The sequence below is a fragment of the Halobellus sp. Atlit-38R genome, assembly GCF_003665925.1.
GTDB lineage: Archaea > Halobacteriota > Halobacteria > Halobacteriales > Haloferacaceae > Haloquadratum > Haloquadratum inordinatus.
The window spans coordinates 318,839-338,628 of the sequence record NZ_QXIJ01000001.1 but is presented as its reverse complement, the minus strand read 5'-3'; the positions used below and the strand labels follow the sequence as shown (position 1 = coordinate 338,628).

The following is a 19,790-nucleotide window of genomic DNA, read 5'->3' as shown; positions in this document are numbered from 1 at the left end:
GTGGGTGCCAACATATAGTAGCGTTTGCAAGCCTTCACGCACCGAATCGCACGCGGTCGTGCGATTGACTGTGTACTCAGTTGCAAACGCTACTATAATTCACGAACTGCTGCCCGACAGGATCAGTGGTCGTCTTCGCGCCACTTGTGGCCGCACTCGGTACAGGTGAAGAACCGGGTCTCGGATTCGTCGGCCGAACGGATCTGCTTCATCTCATAGCGCGCACGGTCGTTCCCACACTCCGGGCAGATGACCGTCGTCGTCGGGCCGATCTCCGCGTCGTCGACGTCGGACATATCGACCACTTCGCTCTCCTCGCGGGCGGCCGTCGAGGTCATGTGCTCTTCGTCGGCCGTATCGCGGGGTTTCTCGTACCCGCAGTTTCCGCAGACCCAGACGTCGTCCTCGGTCTTCATCATCGAGCCGCATTCGTCGCAGAACTCCATCTTACCCCGACTCAGACGCTTCGGAGACTTAAGCGGCCGGGATCGATGCGCCCGCGTGTCGGATGTTGAAACGTCTTAATACCACAGTGCGAAAGGCCGTGTGTGACAGATAATCGAGCCCTCTCCGAGCAGGCGAAAGAACGGCTCGCCGACGTCGTCCGCCTGCAGCCGACGAAAAACAAAGAACTCCAAGACCAGTGGGGGATGGAATCCGGCAGCGAGGTCCACCAGTACCTCGAAAGCGAACTGAAGGACTACTACTACCGGGACGACAACAGCCTCATTCGCGCGACGGCCGAGGCCGCGGAGTTAGTCGACGTCGAACCCGGCGTCGAGGGCGACGGCGACGACGAGGGCGGCGTCCCCTCCGTGATTCGCGTCCCGGCGCTCGAGTCGCAGGTGTTCCAGGTCGTCGCCGGTCCCGACGAGCGCTCCGAGAGCGTCGTGAGCGTGTTGAACAAAGTCCGCGACGACTTCGACGTCGACCCGCCGGTCGAGGACGTCCGCCGGGCGCTCCAGAGCCTCCGTCGGAAGGGCGTCGTCGAAGTGATCTATCGGACGGTGCCGACGTTCAGGCTGGCTGCGCCCCGCGACGACATCGACGTCGAAGTGGCCGATTCGTAGTCCGAGTCTCGGGCGCGCTCACTCCGCCGGGGTTCTCGTTTCTGACGGAGGCGCACTCCGGCGGTTTTCTCATTCGCGGTCGTGTCCTCGTGCGCGGATCCACGCGCGCCGGTCGTCGAGGAGCCGTTTGGTCCCCTTTCCGGGACCGCCCTCGATGGGCCACCCGCGAGTGCGCCACGTCGGCGGTTCGGGCTCGAACTCCGGGCACGACCCCGCACACTCCGCGGCGGTCTGTGAGCGCCCTTTCGCGGCGCAGTGCGGCACGAGCGCGCGGCCGAAACGACGGAGCTCGAAGTGGCGGCAGTCGGGGCGCATCGTCTCGTGATACGACCGCCAGCCGCGGCCGTACGCGCGCTCGGCGAGTTCGAGCCGCCGTCGCTGTCGCTCGTCGTCGCCGTCGGCGGCGTCGGGAGTCACCTCGCTCGGATACCACTCGACGTTCGCAGCGGTGCGCCGACTGGCGCCTGCGGACTGTCTCGCGGCTTCGCTGTCGTCGCCGACGAACGAGACCGCCAAAATCCCCACGTCGACCGGCAGGTCTTCGAGCAGCGCCGGTTCGATGCGGCTGTCTGTCGCCTCGGTCGCGACCCAGACTTCGTCGGCGAGCGCGGTTTCGACGTCGTGTTCGAGTTGTGCAGAGAGCGCGCGGGCCGCCGAGGCGTCGAGATCGGGTTTGTTCTCGACGGCGACGATCCGGCGGAGCCAATCGGGGTACGGCGCGATCCGTCGGATCTCGATGCGGTTGCTCCGGCGGCGCGTCTCGACGACGCCGCGGTCGGCTGCGCGGTGCACCGCTGCGCGGACGTAGCGCCAGGGGTAGCCCGGGTCCGGCAGGGCGTCGCGATACCACGTCCACTCGGCCGGGGCGTTGCGGACGACGTGCAGGAGATCCGAGTCGAGTTCGCGCTCGCCGAACTGCGCGCGGGCGGCCAACCCGTCCGGATCGCACTCTAAGACGACCGTGTCCCAGCGGCGCTCCCGCGTGCCGAGCTGTCGGGCGACGACGACAGCGTCCTCGCGTCGCTCCTCGGGCGGCCAGGCGGTCTCTGCCCAGCGGCAGACGAGCAACTCGAAGCCGAACTCGGCGGTGCCGGGGTACACGCGTCAGGCTCCGATCGCCTACGCGAGGTACTTGCCTTCGCCGGTCTCGCCGCTTTCGGCGGCGAGTTGGTCGAGGTACTCGTGTGCCTGCTCGAAGATCTCGCGGGGGCCGTCCTGTGTGATCGTGTTGGTCGCCTGCTCGTAGTCGCGCCACTGCAGGTCGCGGTGTTCGTTCGAGAGCTCCGCGCTCGCCTCGAACGAGCGGGCGATGAACAGGTGGACGGTCTTGTGGATCGTCTTCCCGTTCGCCTCGAAGACGTAGTCGTACTCCTCGCGGAATCCGTCGATAAGACGGAAATCTTCGATTCCGGCCTCTTCTTTCACTTCTCTGATGGCTGTCTGCTGGAGCTCCTCTTCACCTTCGACCCCGCCTTTGGGGAACTCCCAGTCCCCCGGACGGCTCTTCAGGAGCAAATACTCCCGTTCGCCGCGGGTGTCGCGGAAGAGGATCGCTCCAGCGCTAACCGCTTCCACAGTCATTAGATGGATAAACCGGGTAGGGAGTTAAGAGGCTATCGGACGTTTGGACGGGTCCGCGCTCTCAGAGGGTCGACTCTGTCGGGGTTTTCGAGTCGCGGCGAAGGCTCGTTGGCGTTACTGCCGTCCTATGGATGTGTTTTTAGGGCTCGGTGACGACGTATCTTCTATCCCAGCGAGACCCCAGCTATGACCTTCGTCACAAAACTACACTTCCAGTCGGGGAACCGATACGAACTGGAATCGGAAGTCTCAGAACTCAAATCGATGCTCGAACGCAAAGGCGCGGAGTGTAAAGGCCCACACGCGGATCCGCCGGAGACCGTCGCCGTCCCGCAGTATCGGTCGCTCCAACCGGGCGACGAGTTCTCCTCGTGGAGCTACACCGTCTACTCCCGAAAGCTCGAGATCCACGGGAACGATCACATCGCCCGCGAGGTCGGCCACATGGACTTCCCCGAGAGCCTCCACGTCGAGATCGAAGTCGAACAGAAGAAGCCGCTCGGACACCTGCGGGACTGAATCTCTCTCTCGCGACGTTACTCGCCGTCTTGGAGCACGTCGACGACGCGGGCGGTCCCGCGGTGTTGCCCCTCGTCGAACGATTCGATTTTGATCGTGACTTTCGCGTCCAAGAGCGCGGGGTCCGCGTCGGGCAGTTCCAAGACGGTGTCGCCGACGCGGACGAGCAGTCCCGACTCGCTTTGGCCGGTGACGAACGCCGGGACTTCGTCGCCGACCTCGAAGGACGGCGTGGCAGTACGGAAGGTGAGGCCAGCGAGCACTTTCTCGAAGCGGCTCATACGCGGCTCACCTCCTCGCTCGCGCGGTCGGAAATGTACTCACGACCGTAGCCGGTCCACGCCGCGAGCAGGAAGACGGCGACGAGGAACCAGCCGTGGAAGACGAACGGCCAGACCGAGGCGGGGTTGACCACCATCGCCTGCGTGAACCACTCGTACTGCTCGGGGAGTCGCTGCATCGCCGAGTAGCCCGCGAGCAGACCGCCACCCCACGGGAAGATGTAGCCGAGCGCCGAGGTGTTGGCGTCGAGGATGTTCGCGCGGCGGTAGCCGTTGATGTTGAAGCGACGCCCGAGCGTTTTGATGTACGGCGCGATCGCGATCTCGGCGGCGGTGTTGATCGTGATCATCGCGTTGACAAGCGCCGTGCCGAGCACCATCGTCGTCTCCGCGCGGCGGACCGTCGTCGCGACCTGTTCGAGGAGGAACTCCTGGATCGCCTCGAAGCCGCCGCCGCGCTGCATCACCTGCGCGGCCGCGACGATCAAGAGGACGAGCACGATGAGCGGGAAAAAGCCCGCTGCGCCCGTGTAGAGGCTGCCCGCGACGGCCGCGTCGCCGGGAGCCACAGGGACGACGAACGCCCCGATGAGGGGGAGCGCGTCGATCGACTGCACCAGCGCGGATTCTTGAGAGGCCTCGAAGGCGAGCATCGCAGACACCTCAGCGAGGCCGAACGCGAGGTTGAGAAACACCGAGAGGACGATACCCCACGAGATGGCCTCGACGATGTGACGGCCGCGGATCGCCGTCACGATCACGACGCCGATCGACGCGAGGTGGACGAGGCCGAGCGCGGTCCCGGCGCCACCCGCGCCAGCGACGTCGACGGGCGTCCCCTGCATCGTCTGGCCCGCCGCGAGGTACGCCGCGAACGCGAACACCGCAGCGACGATGGCGTACTTCAGCCGCGAGGCGACGACGCCGCCGATGTCGGCGTTCTGCGTCACGGCCGAGACGATCGTGGTGTCGCTCACGGGCGCGAGATTGTCGCCGAAGACGGCGCCCGAGAGGATCGCGCCGAACAGCAGCACCGGGTCGGCGCCGACCGCGACGCCCGCCGGGAAGACCAGCGCCGTGAACGCGATCGCCGTCCCGTAGCCGGTGCCGATCCCCGTCGCCAACAGCGCGGCGAGGAGGAACGTCAGCGCCGGGAACAGGCCCGAACCGACCTGGACGGCGTCAGCCGCCCAGACGAGGCCGTCGACGAACCCGCCGACCTGGATGGTCTCGGCGAACATTCCGGCCCACAGCCACGCGACGATCGCTGTGGCGGCGACCCGTTGCGTCATTCCGTCGAAGAGGACGTCGGCGTAGGTCTTCCACGGACCCTTGACGAAGAACATTCCGACGACGAGCCCCACGAGGATTCCGATGATGAGGCCGGTCGTGTCGCCGATTCCGAGCAGTCCGCTCTGGAAGACGGCCCAGACGATGAAAAACGCGATCGGGATCGCGCTTGCGGCCCGGCCGCCGTAGAAACTCAACGTTCTGGATGCGTCGCTACTATCACTCATCGACAGACCGGTTGCAGCCGTCCCCGATAAACGAACCGATCCCGACGGTACCAGAGAGACAGCAGGTGCTCGTCTCCGACGCGACTTTACCACCCGACGACGCAGAGACGGGTATGACTGCTGCCGATCTCGTGGAACTCCGGCGCGACCTGCATCGCCATCCAGAACCCGCCTGGCGGGAGTTCTACACGACCGCGCGGATCGTCGACGAGCTCGAGACGCGCGGTCTGGACGCGATCTACGTCGGACCGGAGGTCCTCGCGGATGACCGCGTCGGCGTCCCGGACAGCGACGAACTCGACGCGTGGCTTGAGCGTGCGCGCGAGGCGGGCGCTCGCGACGACATCCTCGACCGGCTCGCCGGCGGCAACACGGGTGCGCTGGCAGTCGCCGAGCGCGGTGACGGACCGACGATCGCGCTCCGCGTCGACATCGACGCGCTGCCGATCACCGAATCTCGGGGCGACGAGCACGCGCCCGCAGCGAGCGGCTTCCGCTCGGCGAACGAGGGCTATATGCACGCCTGCGGCCACGACGCCCACGCGACGATCGGAATTGGCGTCCTCGATTCGGTCCTCGACAGCGACTTCCAGGGCACGCTGAAGGTGTTCTTCCAGCCCGGCGAAGAGCGGATCGTCGGCGGCGAGCCGATGGCGAACTCGGGGCACCTCGACGACGTCGACTACCTGCTCGCCGTGCACATCGGCCTCGGTCACCCCTCCGGCGAGATCGTCGCCGGCATCGACGGCTTCCTCGCAGTCTCACAGTTCGAAGCGGAGTTCGAGGGCGCGCCGGCCCACGCCGGCATCGCGCCCGAGACGGGCCGGAACGCGATGCAGGCGGCCGCGGCGGCGATCCAGAACCTCTACGGCATCCCGCGGCACGCCGCCGGCGCGACCCGCGTCAACGTCGGCGTCATCGAGGGCGGGACGGCGACGAACATCGTCCCCGAGCGCGTCGCCATCGAGGGCGAGGTGCGCGGCGACACCACCGAACTGATGGAGTATATGGACGAGAAAGCCCGGCGCGTGCTCCGCTCGGCCGCAGCGATGCACGACTGCGAGGTCGACGTGACCACTGCGGGGCGTGCTCCGTCGACGGCGAGCGACCGGGGACTCGCCGCTGTCGTCGGCGACGTCGCCCGAACCACCGACGGAGTGATGTCTGTTCTCGACTCGGACCACCTGGGCGGCAGTGAGGACGCGACGTATCTGATGCAGTACGTACAGGAACGCGGCGGAAAGGCGGCGTACGTCGGGGTCGGCACGGACCATCCGAGCGGTCACCACACCGATACCTTCGACGTCGACGAGGCGAGCATCGGCGTCGGGATCGACGTCCTCGCGAACGCGATCGTCGAGATCGGCAAGCGGCGGCCCTGAGCGGGCGCTGGGTGCCCGGTGACGCCGCTCGGTCGAATCAGCCGAACGTCTCGTTGAATCGATTGACGGCGTCGTCGGTCCCGGCGACGACGACCGTGTCGCCCGACCGAACGGTGAATTCCGGGCCGACGTCGGTCCGGAGGTCGTCGCCGCGTTCGACCGCCAGCACGGTACTCCCGGTCCGGGCGCGGACGTCCGCGTCGGCGAGCGACATACCGGCCAGACCGGGCGCGTCGACCCGAACGATCTCGACTTGTGACTGCGGCGCGATGACCTCCTCGTCGGTGAGGTTCGACGCCAGCATCCGCCCGCTGACCGTCGAGAGCGCCAGGACGTACTCCGCGCCCGCCCGGTAGATCTTCGGAACGCTGGCGGCGTCGTTGGCCCGAACGATGATCTCCGCGTCGGGAGCCAGGCGTTCGACGACGAGCGTCGCGAAGATGGCGGTCGTGTCGTCGTCGAGCGCGATGAGGACGCTCTCAGCGTCGGTGATCCCCGCTCGACGAAGCGTCTCCGGGTCGGTAACGTCGCCGACGACGTCGACGCCCGACTCGTCCCGCTGATCGATGACGACGTGCGGAACGTTCGCGTCGGTCAGCGCCTCGGCGGCCGTCGCGCCGACTTCGCCGTGACCGGCGACGACGACCCGTCCCTGTCGGTGTCGCCGCGCCTCCGAGCGAGCGAGGTCTCTGAGCCGCGAGAGCTGTTCCTCCTGGCCGGTGACGAGAAGCGTGGTACGACCGTCGAGGACCGTGTGCGGGGAGGGCGGCGTGACGAACTCGCCGCGCGACCACAGCCCGATGATGTTCGCGCCCGTGCGCCGACCGACCTCGCATTCGGCGATCGTCCGGCCTTCGAGTTTGCTGTCGGGATGGATCAACACTTCCGCGATCTCGAAGCCGTCGCCGAGCGGGATCGCGTCGTCGCTTGGAACGATGGGCGAGGCGGCCTTGCGCGCGAGGCTTTCGCCGAGCAACTGCCGCGGGAGGACGACGTCGTCGGCCCCAGCGTATCGGTGGTAGTCCGCGACGTCTGGGTCCTCCACGAGGCTGACGATCCGCACGTCCGAATCCAGTTGCTCGGCCGTCAGCACCACGCTGGCGTTCGTCTGGTCGTCGCTGTCGGCGACGAGGGCGACCGCAGCGTCGGCGTTCGCCGCGCGGAGATCCGACACCGACTCGGGGTCGCCGTGGACGACTTCGTACTCGCCGTGGAGTTCGCGAGCGCGCTCGCGATCCGGTTCGAGCACGAGATATGCGATCCCCTTCGCTTCGAGTTCGCTGATGAGGATCTCGCCGTGGGCGGTGAGCGGCGTGACGATCACGTGCCCGGTCAGCGACGTCTCCCGCGGCGGGTTGCGTTCGAGCGCCCGCTCCACGAGCGGGACGACGAAAAGCGGCAGCGTCGTGAAGATGAGCGCGACGCCGGTGAACTGCATCGCCATCGAGAGCAGGTACGTCGGGGTCGCACTCCAGAGGCTCGCGTCCTCCCCGTAGCCCGTCGTCGTGAACGTCTCCACGACGATGTGCGCCGATTCGACCCAGCCCACGGTGACGCCCTCGAAGGCCGCCATCGTCCATCGGTAGAGCACGGTGTAGAACACGACGGCACCGATCGCGATGCCGAGGTAGAGACCGAGCCGTCGCTGGGCCTCCGAGGGCGACCAGGTCGAACCGTCTGCCATACCAGTGGCTTACGGTCCGAGAGGAAAAGTTCGCCGAAGCAGCCGTTCCAGACCCGTCCGAAGCCGGAGAGTGCCCGGGGCGTCCGACGATTGTCTGACGCCGGTTCGCGAGATCGGGAGCCTGCGCCCGTGTACCTGGCTCCTGCCGGTCGAGGGCCTAGCTCTCCGGAAAGTATTTGATCTGGATTCTGTGATACACACAGGGATGAACAGTCGAACTATCGATGTGGTGACCGACTGGGAGACGGTCGCCACACCGGACGGATACGAGGGGCTCCACGAGCTCGCGGACGCGGAGTTCACCGGAGCCGTCTCTGCCGGGATGGCGTGGGCGTTCTTCCTGAACGGCCGCGTCGTCGGCGTTTTCGAGGGGGAAATCGGGGACTTCGAGGACGCTGAGCTGACCGCGTACCGCGCGGCAGACCCGAGCCTCCCGCTGCTCTTTTCGATGCAGGAACGCGGGGGAGAGACGCAAGCGAGGTACTACACGAACAAGACACCGCTCTCGGACGCCGACCAGACGCTCTCGAACGGCGGGTTCACCGGCTACATCGAGCTCTCGGAAAACGTTCTCTCGGGGGATTACTACGTCGTCTACCACGGGGGCAAATCGATGAGCGCCGCCTTCGTCGGGAGCTCCGAGCGACTCGTCACCGGCGAGGAGGCCTTCGAGACGGCCGCCGACGAGGTCGGGATCTACGAGGTCGTCGACGTCGACGTCGAGATCGTCGACATCCCGGAACTGGCGACCGACGAGGCGGAGACGGCCGAAGACGACGCGTCGAGTGCCGAGGACGGAGCCAGCGAGGCGACCGAGGACGCGACAGAGACCGCCGACGACGCCACGGCAGCGGCCGACGACGAGGAGCCGACCGCGACAGCGGATCCTGATGCGGCGGCAACTCCCGGCTCTGCAGCCGAAGCGACGGCAGACGACCCGACAGCAGCGGGCGAGGCGTCGACAGCAGACACCCCGACAGCGGACGACGCCCAGACAGACGACGGTTCCGGCGGGGGACCGGCGACGGCGGACGCGGAAGCCAGCGAGCCATCGGACGCTCCCCGGGGTGGCGACCCTGCGAGCACTGATTCACCCGGCGCTACCGCTCCCGAGGGCCGGACTGCGGACAGCACCGAGGCGGAAGGAGAGACGAGTGCCGCAGACGAACACGCGACTGACACCGGCTCTAGAGCCACACGGCCGGACGATCGCCAGCCGTCGGAGCCATCCTCGGAGACGGCGTCGGGTGCGGGCGACACGGGCGATGCCACCGTCGCGGGACCGACGCAGAAAGGTGCCGCCGCAGACGGGGTCTTCTCCGACGAGGAACGCTGGCGGGAGGCGAAGACGATCCCGTCGCTCGACCCCAGCGAGTCGAGCTCGAACGGGACGACAGCACAGGCCGCGGGCGCCGAGCAGGATCGCCGATCGGCGGGCGAACGCGCCGCGCAGATGGAGCGAAAGCGGACCGCACAGAAAGCCGCCCGGGGCCGATCGAGCGCCTCCGAAACGGCGGACTCGGCACCGACCACACAGGCGAGCACGCGCTCAGCAGCGGAGGGCGAACAGCCGAACGTCGAACGGCTCGAAAAGCGCCTGTCGAAAGCGAAAGAGCGCGTTCAGTCCCTGGAATCAGAGCGCGACGAACTGGCCGAGGCGCGAACGAAACAGCGCGAGCAGATCGACGAACTGGAAGCCGAACGCGAGGAGTACCGCGAGCGCGTCGAGGAACTCGAAGCCGAACGCGAGACGCTCGAAGCGGAAGTCGAGCGCCTGGAGAACGAACTCGAACGGCTGGGCGGCGACACCGGCGGCGCTCCCTCACAGTCGATGTCTGTCGACCAGGCGCTCTCGGGGACGAACCTCTTCGTCCGCTACGACCGGAAAGGCGAGGCGACGCTGGAGCACGCCCACGACGGCGCGGCGTCGCGGGCCGACGTCAGCGACAACCTCCGACTCGAACACCACACCACCTTCGAGACCGGCGGGCTCGCCGTCGACGGGCAGCCATACGAGGCGTTCCTCCACGACAGCACCGAGTACGCCTTCGCACAGTGGGTCGTGACTGACCTCCTCTACGAGATCGGCGAGACCGGCAATCAGTCGGGGCTCGCGGGCGTCTTCGACGCGATTCCGGAGATCGACCGCGTCGAGTTGTCGGGGACTGTCGGCGTCGACACCCCCGACGGCGTCGAGCAGCGTGACTTCGACGTCATCTTCCGGGACAAGATGGGCGATCCGCTGTTCGTCGCGGACATCAACGCCTCGCGGAACGCGACCACCGAGGCGATGGTCGGCTCGCTGGTCGAGAACACGGGCACGATCGCCTCGAACGACGAGTCGCTGGCGGCGGGCTTCTACGTCACCGAGTCGTTCTACGAACCCGGTGCCTTAGAGACGGTTTCCGAGGAGACGGGCGGCGGCCTGCTCTCGCGGTCGAAGAAGCTATCGCACGTGAAGCTCTCGCGAAAGCGCGGCTACCACCTCTGTCTGGTCGAGGCGCGAAACGGGGAGTTCCACCTGAACGTCCCGGATCTGTAAGCAAAACGAGACAGAGACGAGACGTGGGCGGGACGGTTACGGCTTCAGCTTTCGACTTCGACGGCCTCTTCGATCTTCATCTCGTCGAGTTTGTCGACGATCTGATCGAGTTTCTCGTCGAGTTCGTCGACGAATTCGGCGGTCCGCTCGGTCGTGATCGCACCCTGGCTGGACGGTTCGATGAGGTTCTCTTCTTCGAGGACGCGCAGCGAGTAGCGGACTTTGTGGTGTGGGTAGCCGGTCTCGTTCGACATCTTCACGATCCCGATCGGTTCGCTCTCGATGACCATTTTCAGGACCTGCAAATGCCGTTCAAGCATATCCACTTCCTTTTCGAGTCGGTCTATCATGTCATCTGTTAACTTGTCTGGGCAGGATTTAAATGTTACCCTCTTCCCCGACAAAACGCGGCACAGTGGGTATCACACCGTACGAATGGGAGCGTAATTAACGATTCGGGTCGGGAGTCGCTGGCGGCACCGGCCCAGAGAACGGACGGTGCGTCTCTCGCGACTCGTGGGCCGCCCTGTTCTACACGGAAGTGGGCAGGTGCGTCGATCCTTCTGCAGTGGTATCCACTTTCGTGACTATCTCGCGGCGGCGGACCGTAATGGGTTTCACGGGGCGCGCAGAACCGCCGTGTATGACCGTCACGATCGTCGGCTCCCAACTGGGCGACGAGGGCAAGGGCGCTCTCGTCGACCTGTGGGGAGGCGACGCCGACGTGGTCGCCCGGTATCAGGGCGGCGACAACGCCGGCCACACCGTCGTCGAAGACGGCGACGAATACAAGCTTTCGCTGGTTCCGAGCGGCGCCGTCCGCGACAAGGTCGGCGTGCTCGGCAACGGATGCGTCGTCAACCCGAACACGCTGTTCGACGAGATCGACGAACTCCGCGAGCGCGGCCTCGACCCCGACGTTCGCGTGGCGCGACGCGCACACGTCATTATGCCGTATCACCGCGTGCTGGACGGCATCGAGGAGGAGGCCAAATCCGACTCCGACCTCGACGCCGGCACGACCGGCCGCGGCATCGGCCCCACCTACGAGGACAAGGCGGGCCGACGCGGGATTCGCGTCGGCGACCTGCTCGATGCGGAGGTCCTCCGCGAGCGCCTCGAATACGTCGTGCCGCAAAAGCGCGCCCTCGCCGAGGACGTCTTCGGCGTCGAGGCCGGCGAGGCGTTCGACGTCGACGCCGTCTTCGAGGAGTACAAGGCGATCGGCGAGCGCCTGCAAGAGGAGTCGATGACCGTCAACGCCGGGGAGTTCCTCGGCTCGCACGTCGATAACGGCGAGAACGTCTTATTCGAGGGCGCACAGGGCACCTCGATCGACATCGACCACGGGATCTACCCGTACGTCACCTCCTCGAACCCGACCGCGGGCGGCGCGGCGACCGGCACGGGCGTCGGCCCCACGGTCGTCGGTCGCGGGGAAGTCGTCGGCATCGTCAAGGCGTACCTCTCGCGCGTCGGCACCGGGCCGCTCCCGACCGAACTGACCGGCGACGACGAGGACCTCGCCGATTACATCCGCGAGAAGGGCGGCGAGTTCGGCACCGTCACCGGCCGACCGCGCCGGATCGGTTGGCTCGACGTGCCGATGCTCCGCCACGCCGCTCGCGCGAACGGCTTCACCGGCCTCGCCGTGAACCACATCGACGTCCTCGCGGGCCTCGACGAAGTGAAGGTGGGCCACTCCTACGACCTCGACGGCGAGGAGTTGCTCACGATGCCCGCGACGACCGAGCGCTGGGGCGAGTGTGAACCGAACCTCCGCGAGTTCGAGCCGTGGCCGGAGGTCGACTGGTCGGCCGTCGCCGCCGAGGGCTACGATGCGATCCCGGAGAACGCACAGGCGTACCTCGACTACCTCTCCGAGGAGGTCGGCGCACCGATCTACGCCGTCGGCGTCGGTCCCGACCGCGCACAGACGATCGAACTGGAGAACCCCTTCCAGCAGTAGCCCGATAGTGCTCGGCGCACGCCGAGTACTGTCGGCGAACCCGTAGCCTTTTCACCGCCGCTTTCCTCTCGTAGCGTGATGAAAGAGTCACTGATGGACATCCTCTGTGACCCCCTCGACAAGAGCGACCTCGAACTCGAAGTCGACGAACGCGACGGCGAGGAGATCATCGAGGGTCGACTCGTCGGCACTGTCACGGGCGAGGTCTACCCCATCGAGGACGGCATCCCGAATCTGCTGCCGCCGGATATGCGCGACGAAGAGTAGCGGATTCCGCTCTCGTCGACACCCGCTTCTGCCGCCGCCTAGCGCCTGTTGAGCCACCACCAGCCGACGCCGAGGATAAGTACGACGATGAGCACGCCGGCCGCGAGAAGCGTCGTATCGCTCGCGCTGGTCTCTTCGACGACGGTCACCGGAACCACGTAGGAGTCGAGGACGATCTCTTTTCCGTCGGGGCGCTCGGCCGTGACGTTCACCGAGACCGACGAGCGCGTCGGCACCGCGTCTTCGGAGACCGTGACCGCAAACGCGAGCGTCTCTGTATCGCCGGGGTCGAGCCGCTGGACGTACGCCGTCCGCGCCTCCGAGGAGAACGGCGGTTCGGTTTCGAGCCGGGCACGAACGTCGGAGAGGGTCATATGTTCCGTGTTGCGGACGCGGACCGTCAGCCGATTGTCCGTGTCGATGCCGAACGTGGCGTTTTGTGGCGTGACCGCCAGCCAGTCGCGTTCCGGCAACACCGGCACCGTTGGTTCGAGTTCGTCGCTCACCTGGCGGTTGTTCTGCGCGTCGCGATACCGCACGGAGAGATTCAACTGCCGGTCGGTCGCGGTCGCGTCCGCCGCGACGTCGACCTCGAACCTGAAGTCGCTCCGTTCGCCCGGTTCGAGGCGGCCGAGCGCGGATTCGCTGTCGACCGGCACGACGTTCGGGTTCGACGAGCGATAGACGAGCACGGCGTTGTCGACGGGGACCGGACCGGTGTTCCTGACTGACCCGCTGATCGTCCCGGGCTCACCGACGTACAGCGTGCTCGTGAGGTTCTCCACGGCGAATGTGACTTCCTCACGCGGCGTGACGCCCGCCGTCAACGGCGGCGACGTGCGCTGGATGCCATCGGGATCGGTGTAGGAGACGGAGGCCCTGAGCGGGTACTCGCGCTGCTGGGCGTCGGTGGCGAACCGCGCCCGGAACTGGAACGTCCGGTTCTCGCCGGGGCCCCACACCCCGGAGTACGCTTCGGATTTCGCAGCGCCGGTGCCGAACGTGACCTCGTCGTCCGGCGAACGGAGTTGAAGGGTGGCGTCGCGGGCGGCTTCGGTGCCCGTGTTCCGGACCGTCATCGAGAGCGGGCCGTAACTGCCGACCCGGGCCGTCGAGGACACGTTGACGACCTGGAACTGCGGGCGGTCCTCGACGACGACCGAGAGCGAGAGCGTCCGCGCGAGGTCGACGTATCGGTACTCGGGGCCGTCAGTCCCGGACCCGTACTCGACCTTCGGCGCGTAGCTGTAACGGACGCGTACCGGGAGCCGATACGTACCCGGCGGCGTGTCCTCCGGGACCGTAATCGAGACCGGAATCGGCCCGGCCGTCCCCTCGGGGACGTTGCCGACCGGATATCGGGCCGTGTTCACTTCGATCGGGGTGTCTCCGCTCCGCACCTGCAGCGTCAGCGCTCTGGCAGTCGTCACGCGCGCGACGTACTCGGCCGGGCCGGACGACTGCAGGCTCCCTTCGTTCGAGACGTAGACCGGAAGCGACGCCTCCTGACCCGGGACAAACTCGTTGTCGGGGCTCTGGACGGACACGTCCGGCGAACCCGTGACGTTCTCGATGGCGGTGATCGGAACCGGAACCGCCGCCACCACGACGAGCAGGAGGACCAATCCGAGGGGGGCTCGAAACGTTGTCAACGTACAGACAGACTACGCGGTTCCATTTAAAATGTGTCGTCAGGGCCCACAGCTCAGACGACGACAGTCAGAGATCGCGGTCGTGGAAGCGAACGACGCTGAGAAACAGCAGGAGGAGCGTGACAGCGAAAAGCAGGAGCGAGTCACCGACGTAGATGTTCTCGTGGAGCAGGATCTCCGTCGGGTCGATGTACCGCGTCGGGCTGACGTCGCCGAGCCACTCGAGTTCGGTGCCGACCGTGACCGAGTCGAGGAGAAAGAGCAGGAAGACCGTCGCGATGCCGCCCAGCTGTGCGGTGTTGCCGCGGCTGAACGTGACCGAGAGCAGTTGACCGATGCCGAGACAGACGAGGTGGTACGGAATCGAGAGCACGTGCACCGCGAGCAGGTAGACCGGATCCAGCGGGTAGTCGATCGCGACGGTGCTGGCGAAGACGACGAGCGGGATCACGAGATTGAGGACCAAAAGCGGCGTCAAGAGCGCGATCGTCTTCTCTACGACGACCCGCGTTCGCGACACCGGCGTCGCGAGGACGAGATAGAGCCGTTTCGACTCGATGTCGCCGGCGAACGTGCCGCCCGCGGCGTACGCCATATAGAGGCCGAGCAGGAGGATCCAGATGAACTGATACAGCTCCGCGGCGATGAAGCCCTCGATGGTCGAGTAGGCCTCGACGCCGAGTCCCTCCTGAAACGACTCGGGGAACGCCTCGATCAGCGCGTCGATGTCGGCGCCCGCCTCGGCGATCGAGGGGTAGAGATAGACGATAAGGATCGAGAACGCGCCGAGCAGCGCTGCCAGCGCGAGCGACCCCCGGACGCGTTGTCTGGCCTCGTAACGGGCCGTGTCAAGTCGCATCGTTGCGTTCCTCCGTTCGCTGCGGCCCGCCGTAGTAGTGCATAAACACCTCTTCGATCGGCGGTTCGTCGATCTCGACGTCGACGATGCGGTGCTGCGAGAGCGCCTCGAACAGTTCGTCGTAGTCGCCGGTGAAAGTGAACTGCGCCTGTCGACCCTCTGCCTCGAAGTCGACGACGCCGTCCAGGCCGAGGTCGGCTTTCGTCAGCGGCGGATCGGTGTGCACGCGGACCCGTTTGCCCCCGCGCTGGAGGAGGTCGTCGACGGTCTCGACAGTGACGAGGCGACCCTCTCGGATGATTCCGACCCGGTCGCAGACGCGACGGACCTCGCCGAGGACGTGCGAGGAGAAGAAGACCGTCAGCCCGTCGTCGCGCTCCCGGCGGAGGAAGCGGTTGAACGCCTCCTGTTTGAGCGGGTCCAGCCCCGACGTGGGCTCGTCCATTATCACCAGATCGGGGTCGTGCATAAACGCCTGGACGAGCCCCAGCATCTGTTTGTTCCCCGTCGAGTACTCGCGGATCTTCCGGTCCAGCGGCGGCGTGAACAGTTCGAGCAGTTCCGCGCGCCGTGAGTCGCCCTTCAGTCGCGCCTGGTAGTCGAGGAACACTTCGCCCGTGACCGAGCCGTTGAACGCTGGCTCCCCGGGAAGGAAGCCGATTCGGGACTTCACCTCGCGCAGCGCGTCCTGGTCCCGAATGTCGGCGCCGAACAGGGTCGCGGTGCCAGCGGTCGGCGATTGAAATCCCATCAGTTGCCGGATCGTCGTCGACTTCCCGGAGCCGTTGGGACCGAGATAGCCGAATATCTCCCCGCGCTCGATCGAAAATTCGAGGTCGTCGTTGGCCAGCGTGTCGCCGTACGCTTTCGTCAACCCCTGGACCTCGATCGTCGCCATCGTCTTCCCATTCCTGTCACTGGGCAATAAAACTCTGTCAGAGCGGCGGCCCCGCAGAGCGGACGGTGATCGCAGTACTGTGACCTCCGCCCCGAGTCACCTGAACGCTTTTACACGTTCGCTACGACGGTGTGGACGTGTCAGAGTCGCTCCAGGTGGAACTGAACGGGGAGGCAGTCCACGCGATCGACGCGCCGGACGCACACACCGTCAGCGGGCCGTTTCACATCTATCTCCGGAACGCCGGTGGCCCCGTGCACGTCCACATCCACCTCGACGACGCTCTCTCGGAAGTCGCGCGGATCGACGCCGTGAACCACTACGTCGAGGGTGAGGAGACGATCCGGATCCCGGTCGGCGTCGCCGCGGACCGAGAACAGGTCAGCGGGCGGCTCAAGATCGTCTCGGGCTACGGCGCCGAGATGGAGTACGTGAACGTCGTCGTCGAAGCCAACTCGGCTGGGGGTTCGAGCGGCCGGCGTTCTCCGAGCAGCCAGCGGTCTCCGAGCGGTGACGACAGCGCACGTCGGAGCGTCGAGAGCGCGGAGGCGCGGACGGCGCAGGACCCGGAAGCGTCGGCGGCTTCGAGCGGGGCGGATGATGCAGTATCGACGACCGGCGCAGCGTCGACGACCAGCACAGGCACGGCCGAAGGACGCACAGACGGGGTGTCGGGAGGGCCGACGACCGACGGGCAGACGTCGCGGTCGACGACGAGTGCGACGACCGAAACCGGAAACAGCGCGTCAGGCGGCGGTGGGAACCGGAAGGCGACCGGACCCGCCACCACCGGCGGGCGTCGTCAATCTAGCCGCTCGGAGTGGGAACAACGAGCGCGCTCGGCGGCCGACGAGGCCCAGCGTCTCGTCTCGGAAGCCGACGTCGCACCCCGGGAGGGCCTGGCGTTCGGCGCGCTCACGGTCGTCGCGCTCGTCGTCGGCCTCGGTGTGATCACGACGGTCGGCGAGGTGTTCCTGACGCTCATCATCCTCGCGATCCTCGCGGCCGTCGTGGCGACCGCCGGCTGGCTGGTGTTTCAGTGATCGCGGTCACGACGCGGCGCGTGTGCTCGGGGCGCACCGCTCGGCGGAGTCGCTCACCGTCTCCAGCACTCCCCGCTTACTGTAGATACGACGGTTCCTCCGCGTCGCAGTTCTCCTCGTGAGCCTTGGCGTCTGTCTCGTCGTCGAGCAACAGTCCGCACTCGTCGCACTGATACCACGTCTGCCCGTCCCGCTCGACGGTCGACACCATATCGTGCGAGAGGATGCCACGATTCAAAACCCTTCCCCCGCGGCGTCGGGCGACCCCGGGCAAGACAAAAGAGCGGGCGCGCCGAAGCAGAGGTATGAGCGCGGACGAGGGCCTCGAACTGACCGTTCGCGGGGCCGAAAAGCGAGACGCCGGCCGAGGTATCGCCCGGCTGCCGGAACCGGCGCGGCGCCGACTGGGCGTCCTCAGCGGCGACACCGTCGTGGTCGCAGGCGAGCGAGAGACGGTGGCGAAAGTGTGGCCGGCCGGCGGGGACGTGCCCGACCACGTCGTCCTCGTCGACGCCGACACCCGAGCGAACGCCGGGGCGAAGATCGACGAGACCGTTCGCGTCCGGAAAGTCGACGTCGAGGGCGCCGTCTCGGTGACGCTGTCGATGCCGGGCGACGTCGCCTTCGAGGACGACGAGCGCGCGGTCGAACTGATAAAGCGCGCGATCCGCGACCGGCCGATCAAACCCGGCGGTCAGATCCACTTCGAGTCGCTGAGCGACGACCCGTTCGTCGTGAGCGAGACGACGCCGGACGGGATGGTCCGCGTCACGGACGCGACGAAACTCCGACTGACGCGCGAAGGCAGGCTGAGTCGCGTCGTCTCCTCGATCTCGGGGAGCGATTCGGCCAGCGGCACACCGACCGCCGCCGGCGACGACCAGCGCGGTCGCACGAGCGGGTCGGGGTCGACGCCGACAGTCACCTACGAGGACATCGGCGGTCTCGACGAGGAACTCGACCTCGTCAGGGAGATGATCGAACTCCCGCTCTCGGAGCCGGAGGTGTTCGCGCATCTGGGGATCGACCCGCCGAAAGGCGTACTGTTGCACGGCCCGCCCGGGACCGGCAAGACGCTGATCGCGAAGGCGGTCGCCAGCGAGGTCGACGCGACGTTTATCGACGTCTCCGGCCCGGAGATTATGTCGAAGTACAAGGGCGAATCCGAGGAGAAACTCCGCGAGAAGTTCGCCCAGGCCCGCGAGAACGCGCCGGCGATCGTCTTCTTCGACGAGATCGACTCGATCGCGGGCAAGCGCGACGACGGCGGCGACGTCGAGAACCGCGTCGTCGGACAACTGCTCTCGCTGATGGACGGCCTCGACGCCCGCGGCGACGTCGTCGTGATCGGCGCGACGAACCGCGTGGACACGCTCGATCCCGCGCTGCGGCGCGGCGGGCGCTTCGACCGCGAGATCGAGATCGGCGTCCCCAACGAACAGGGGCGCCGCGAGATCCTCGAAGTCCACACCCGACGGATGCCACTGGCCGACGACGTCGACGTCGACCGCCTCGCCGCCCGGACGCACGGCTTCGTCGGCGCCGACCTCGAATCGCTGACGACGGAGGCCGCGATGACCGCGCTGCGTCGCGGGCGTCGCGAGGACGTGAACGCACCCATCGCGGACCTCCAGGTGACTCGCGCCGACGTCGAGGCCGCGATGGCGGCGGTCGAACCCTCGGCGATGCGCGAGTACGTCGCGGAGTCGCCGACGACGACGTTCGCGGACGTCGGTGGGCTCGACGATGCGAAGCGGACGCTCGAACGCGCCGTGACGTGGCCGCTGACGTACGGCCCGCTGTTCGACGCCGCGAAGGCGGACCCGCCGACGGGGGTGCTGCTGCACGGCCCCCCTGGAACTGGAAAGACGCTCCTCGCGCGGGCAATCGCGGGCGAGAGCGGCGTGAACTTCGTCCAAGTGGCCGGCCCGGAACTCCTGGATCGCTACGTCGGCGAGTCCGAGAAAGCGGTGCGCGAGGTGTTCGAGCGCGCCAGACAGGCCGCGCCCTCGATCGTCTTCTTCGACGAGATCGACGCCGTCGCGACGAACCGCGACGCGGCGGGCGGCGACTCCGGCGTCGGCGAGCGCGTCGTCTCTCAGCTACTCACCGAACTCGACCGACTCGCCGATCAGCCGAACCTCGTCGTACTCGCGGCGACGAACCGGAAGGGCGCGCTCGATCCCGCACTGCTCCGACCCGGCCGCTTGGAATCGCACGTGCACGTCCCCGCCCCGGACGAGGCGGCCCGCCGTGAGATCCTCGACGTCCACCTCGACGGAAAACCGCTCGCGGACGACATCGACCGCGACGAACTGGCGGCGATGACCGACGGCTACTCCGGCGCTGACGTTGCCGCCGTCGTCCGCGAGGCGTCGATGCGGGCGATCGAGCGCGTCGCCGACGCCTACGAGGGCGAGCGCGCGAACGAACACGCCGACGAGGTGCGCCTGACACGCGAGGACTTCGAGGGGGCGCTCGACGCCGTCGAGCCGTCGGCGTGAGCGGTCGCGGGCGACCGCGTTC

General features: G+C 67.1%; 19 protein-coding genes. 8 read left to right on the top strand and 11 right to left on the bottom strand.

The genetic code is table 11. The annotated features are described in order from the left end of the window. Positions 1 to 122: 122 nt before the first annotated feature. Positions 123 to 446, bottom strand: a complete 324-nt coding sequence (locus D3D02_RS01740; RefSeq protein ID WP_121568266.1) for a transcription factor S — start codon at positions 444 to 446, stop codon at positions 123 to 125. Between the two features lie 102 nt (positions 447 to 548). Between D3D02_RS01740 and D3D02_RS01735 the strand changes: the two genes are divergently transcribed. Beyond that, positions 549 to 1,070, top strand: a complete 522-nt coding sequence (locus tag D3D02_RS01735; RefSeq protein WP_121568265.1) for a DUF5797 family protein — start codon at positions 549 to 551, stop codon at positions 1,068 to 1,070. 69 nt (positions 1,071 to 1,139) lie between these two features. Here the strand turns inward: D3D02_RS01735 and D3D02_RS01730 are convergent, their stop codons facing one another. Further along, positions 1,140 to 2,171 carry a DUF5787 family protein gene (locus tag D3D02_RS01730; RefSeq protein ID WP_121568264.1) on the bottom strand — a complete coding sequence of 344 codons (1,032 nt, stop codon included), beginning with the start codon at positions 2,169 to 2,171 and terminating at the stop codon, positions 1,140 to 1,142. An 18-nt stretch (positions 2,172 to 2,189) separates the two neighbouring features. Then, positions 2,190 to 2,651: a bis(5'-nucleosyl)-tetraphosphatase gene (locus tag D3D02_RS01725; protein WP_121568263.1), complete on the bottom strand. Its 462-nt coding sequence runs from the start codon at positions 2,649 to 2,651 to the stop codon at positions 2,190 to 2,192. 186 nt (positions 2,652 to 2,837) lie between these two features. Here D3D02_RS01725 and D3D02_RS01720 point away from each other — a divergent pair, with 186 nt between their 5' ends. After that, positions 2,838 to 3,170, top strand: a complete 333-nt coding sequence (locus tag D3D02_RS01720; RefSeq protein ID WP_121568262.1) for an uS10/mL48 family ribosomal protein — start codon at positions 2,838 to 2,840, stop codon at positions 3,168 to 3,170. A gap of 17 nt (positions 3,171 to 3,187) precedes the next feature. Here D3D02_RS01720 and D3D02_RS01715 read toward each other — a convergent pair whose 3' ends face one another. Next, positions 3,188 to 3,451 carry a hypothetical protein gene (locus D3D02_RS01715; protein ID WP_121568261.1) on the bottom strand — a complete coding sequence of 88 codons (264 nt, stop codon included), beginning with the start codon at positions 3,449 to 3,451 and terminating at the stop codon, positions 3,188 to 3,190. Beyond that, positions 3,448 to 4,968 carry a Na+/H+ antiporter NhaC family protein gene (locus tag D3D02_RS01710; protein WP_121568260.1) on the bottom strand — a complete coding sequence of 507 codons (1,521 nt, stop codon included), beginning with the start codon at positions 4,966 to 4,968 and terminating at the stop codon, positions 3,448 to 3,450. Before D3D02_RS01710 ends, D3D02_RS01715 begins: the two co-directional genes overlap by 4 nt. Positions 4,969 to 5,081: 113 nt before the next feature. Between D3D02_RS01710 and D3D02_RS01705 the strand changes: the two genes are divergently transcribed. Continuing rightward, positions 5,082 to 6,350: an amidohydrolase gene (locus tag D3D02_RS01705; RefSeq protein ID WP_121568427.1), complete on the top strand. Its 1,269-nt coding sequence runs from the start codon at positions 5,082 to 5,084 to the stop codon at positions 6,348 to 6,350. A 37-nt stretch (positions 6,351 to 6,387) separates the two neighbouring features. Here the strand turns inward: D3D02_RS01705 and D3D02_RS01700 are convergent, their stop codons facing one another. Continuing rightward, positions 6,388 to 8,034: a TrkA family potassium uptake protein gene (locus D3D02_RS01700; RefSeq protein WP_121568259.1), complete on the bottom strand. Its 1,647-nt coding sequence runs from the start codon at positions 8,032 to 8,034 to the stop codon at positions 6,388 to 6,390. Positions 8,035 to 8,239: 205 nt separating this feature from the next. Here D3D02_RS01700 and D3D02_RS01695 point away from each other — a divergent pair, with 205 nt between their 5' ends. Next, positions 8,240 to 10,576 carry a hypothetical protein gene (locus D3D02_RS01695; RefSeq protein ID WP_121568258.1) on the top strand — a complete coding sequence of 779 codons (2,337 nt, stop codon included), beginning with the start codon at positions 8,240 to 8,242 and terminating at the stop codon, positions 10,574 to 10,576. Between the two features lie 44 nt (positions 10,577 to 10,620). Here the strand turns inward: D3D02_RS01695 and D3D02_RS01690 are convergent, their stop codons facing one another. Continuing rightward, the gene (locus tag D3D02_RS01690; RefSeq protein ID WP_049985358.1) at positions 10,621 to 10,926 is read right to left on the bottom strand and encodes a hypothetical protein; all 306 of its coding nucleotides are present in this window, start codon (positions 10,924 to 10,926) and stop codon (positions 10,621 to 10,623) included. A 293-nt stretch (positions 10,927 to 11,219) separates the two neighbouring features. On the opposite strand from D3D02_RS01690, the gene D3D02_RS01685 reads away from it, so the two are divergent. Together D3D02_RS01685 and D3D02_RS01680 are read left to right on the top strand one after the other, a co-directional pair. Beyond that, positions 11,220 to 12,545, top strand: coding sequence for an adenylosuccinate synthase (locus D3D02_RS01685; protein WP_121568257.1), 1,326 nt, complete (start codon positions 11,220 to 11,222; stop codon positions 12,543 to 12,545). Positions 12,546 to 12,623: 78 nt separating this feature from the next. Continuing rightward, a complete protein-coding gene (locus tag D3D02_RS01680; protein WP_199722983.1) occupies positions 12,624 to 12,812 on the top strand; it encodes a methytransferase partner Trm112 in 189 nt (62 codons plus the stop codon). A gap of 38 nt (positions 12,813 to 12,850) precedes the next feature. Here D3D02_RS01680 and D3D02_RS01675 read toward each other — a convergent pair whose 3' ends face one another. The 3 genes from D3D02_RS01675 to D3D02_RS01665 form a co-directional block, all read right to left on the bottom strand. After that, a complete protein-coding gene (locus tag D3D02_RS01675; RefSeq protein ID WP_147435563.1) occupies positions 12,851 to 14,464 on the bottom strand; it encodes a COG1361 S-layer family protein in 1,614 nt (537 codons plus the stop codon). Between the two features lie 67 nt (positions 14,465 to 14,531). Beyond that, a complete protein-coding gene (locus tag D3D02_RS01670; RefSeq protein WP_121568255.1) occupies positions 14,532 to 15,323 on the bottom strand; it encodes an ABC transporter permease in 792 nt (263 codons plus the stop codon). Beyond that, entirely contained in the window at positions 15,313 to 16,221 is a 909-nt protein-coding gene (locus tag D3D02_RS01665) for an ABC transporter ATP-binding protein (RefSeq protein WP_121568254.1), read from the bottom strand. The genes D3D02_RS01670 and D3D02_RS01665 overlap by 11 nt, the downstream gene beginning before the upstream one ends. A 137-nt stretch (positions 16,222 to 16,358) precedes the next feature. On the opposite strand from D3D02_RS01665, the gene D3D02_RS01660 reads away from it, so the two are divergent. Further along, positions 16,359 to 17,264 carry a hypothetical protein gene (locus D3D02_RS01660; RefSeq protein ID WP_147435562.1) on the top strand — a complete coding sequence of 302 codons (906 nt, stop codon included), beginning with the start codon at positions 16,359 to 16,361 and terminating at the stop codon, positions 17,262 to 17,264. A gap of 76 nt (positions 17,265 to 17,340) precedes the next feature. On the opposite strand, the gene D3D02_RS21450 is transcribed toward D3D02_RS01660, so the two are convergent. Next, positions 17,341 to 17,475: a hypothetical protein gene (locus D3D02_RS21450; protein ID WP_255410140.1), complete on the bottom strand. Its 135-nt coding sequence runs from the start codon at positions 17,473 to 17,475 to the stop codon at positions 17,341 to 17,343. A gap of 94 nt (positions 17,476 to 17,569) precedes the next feature. On the opposite strand from D3D02_RS21450, the gene D3D02_RS01655 reads away from it, so the two are divergent. After that, on the top strand, positions 17,570 to 19,768 hold the full coding sequence (locus D3D02_RS01655; protein ID WP_121568252.1) for an AAA family ATPase: 2,199 nt from the start codon (positions 17,570 to 17,572) through the stop codon (positions 19,766 to 19,768). Positions 19,769 to 19,790: the final 22 nt, after the last annotated feature.

Bases quoted from the DNA above. Each gene is read 5' to 3' on its own strand.
- D3D02_RS01710 (WP_121568260.1), bottom strand. From the start codon at position 4,968: ATGAGTGATAGTAGCGACGCATCCAGAACGTTGAGTTTCTACGGCGGC.
- D3D02_RS01740 (WP_121568266.1), bottom strand. From the start codon at position 446: ATGGAGTTCTGCGACGAATGCGGCTCGATGATGAAGACCGAGGACGAC.
- D3D02_RS01725 (WP_121568263.1), bottom strand. From the start codon at position 2,651: ATGACTGTGGAAGCGGTTAGCGCTGGAGCGATCCTCTTCCGCGACACC.
- D3D02_RS01695 (WP_121568258.1), top strand. From the start codon at position 8,240: ATGAACAGTCGAACTATCGATGTGGTGACCGACTGGGAGACGGTCGCC.
- D3D02_RS01700 (WP_121568259.1), bottom strand. From the start codon at position 8,034: ATGGCAGACGGTTCGACCTGGTCGCCCTCGGAGGCCCAGCGACGGCTC.
- D3D02_RS01670 (WP_121568255.1), bottom strand. From the start codon at position 15,323: ATGCGACTTGACACGGCCCGTTACGAGGCCAGACAACGCGTCCGGGGG.
- D3D02_RS01680 (WP_199722983.1), top strand. From the start codon at position 12,624: ATGAAAGAGTCACTGATGGACATCCTCTGTGACCCCCTCGACAAGAGC.
- D3D02_RS01665 (WP_121568254.1), bottom strand. From the start codon at position 16,221: ATGGCGACGATCGAGGTCCAGGGGTTGACGAAAGCGTACGGCGACACG.
- D3D02_RS01655 (WP_121568252.1), top strand. From the start codon at position 17,570: ATGAGCGCGGACGAGGGCCTCGAACTGACCGTTCGCGGGGCCGAAAAG.
- D3D02_RS01720 (WP_121568262.1), top strand. From the start codon at position 2,838: ATGACCTTCGTCACAAAACTACACTTCCAGTCGGGGAACCGATACGAA.
- D3D02_RS01705 (WP_121568427.1), top strand. From the start codon at position 5,082: ATGACTGCTGCCGATCTCGTGGAACTCCGGCGCGACCTGCATCGCCAT.
- D3D02_RS01715 (WP_121568261.1), bottom strand. From the start codon at position 3,451: ATGAGCCGCTTCGAGAAAGTGCTCGCTGGCCTCACCTTCCGTACTGCC.
- D3D02_RS21450 (WP_255410140.1), bottom strand. From the start codon at position 17,475: ATGGTGTCGACCGTCGAGCGGGACGGGCAGACGTGGTATCAGTGCGAC.
- D3D02_RS01685 (WP_121568257.1), top strand. From the start codon at position 11,220: ATGACCGTCACGATCGTCGGCTCCCAACTGGGCGACGAGGGCAAGGGC.
- D3D02_RS01690 (WP_049985358.1), bottom strand. From the start codon at position 10,926: ATGATAGACCGACTCGAAAAGGAAGTGGATATGCTTGAACGGCATTTG.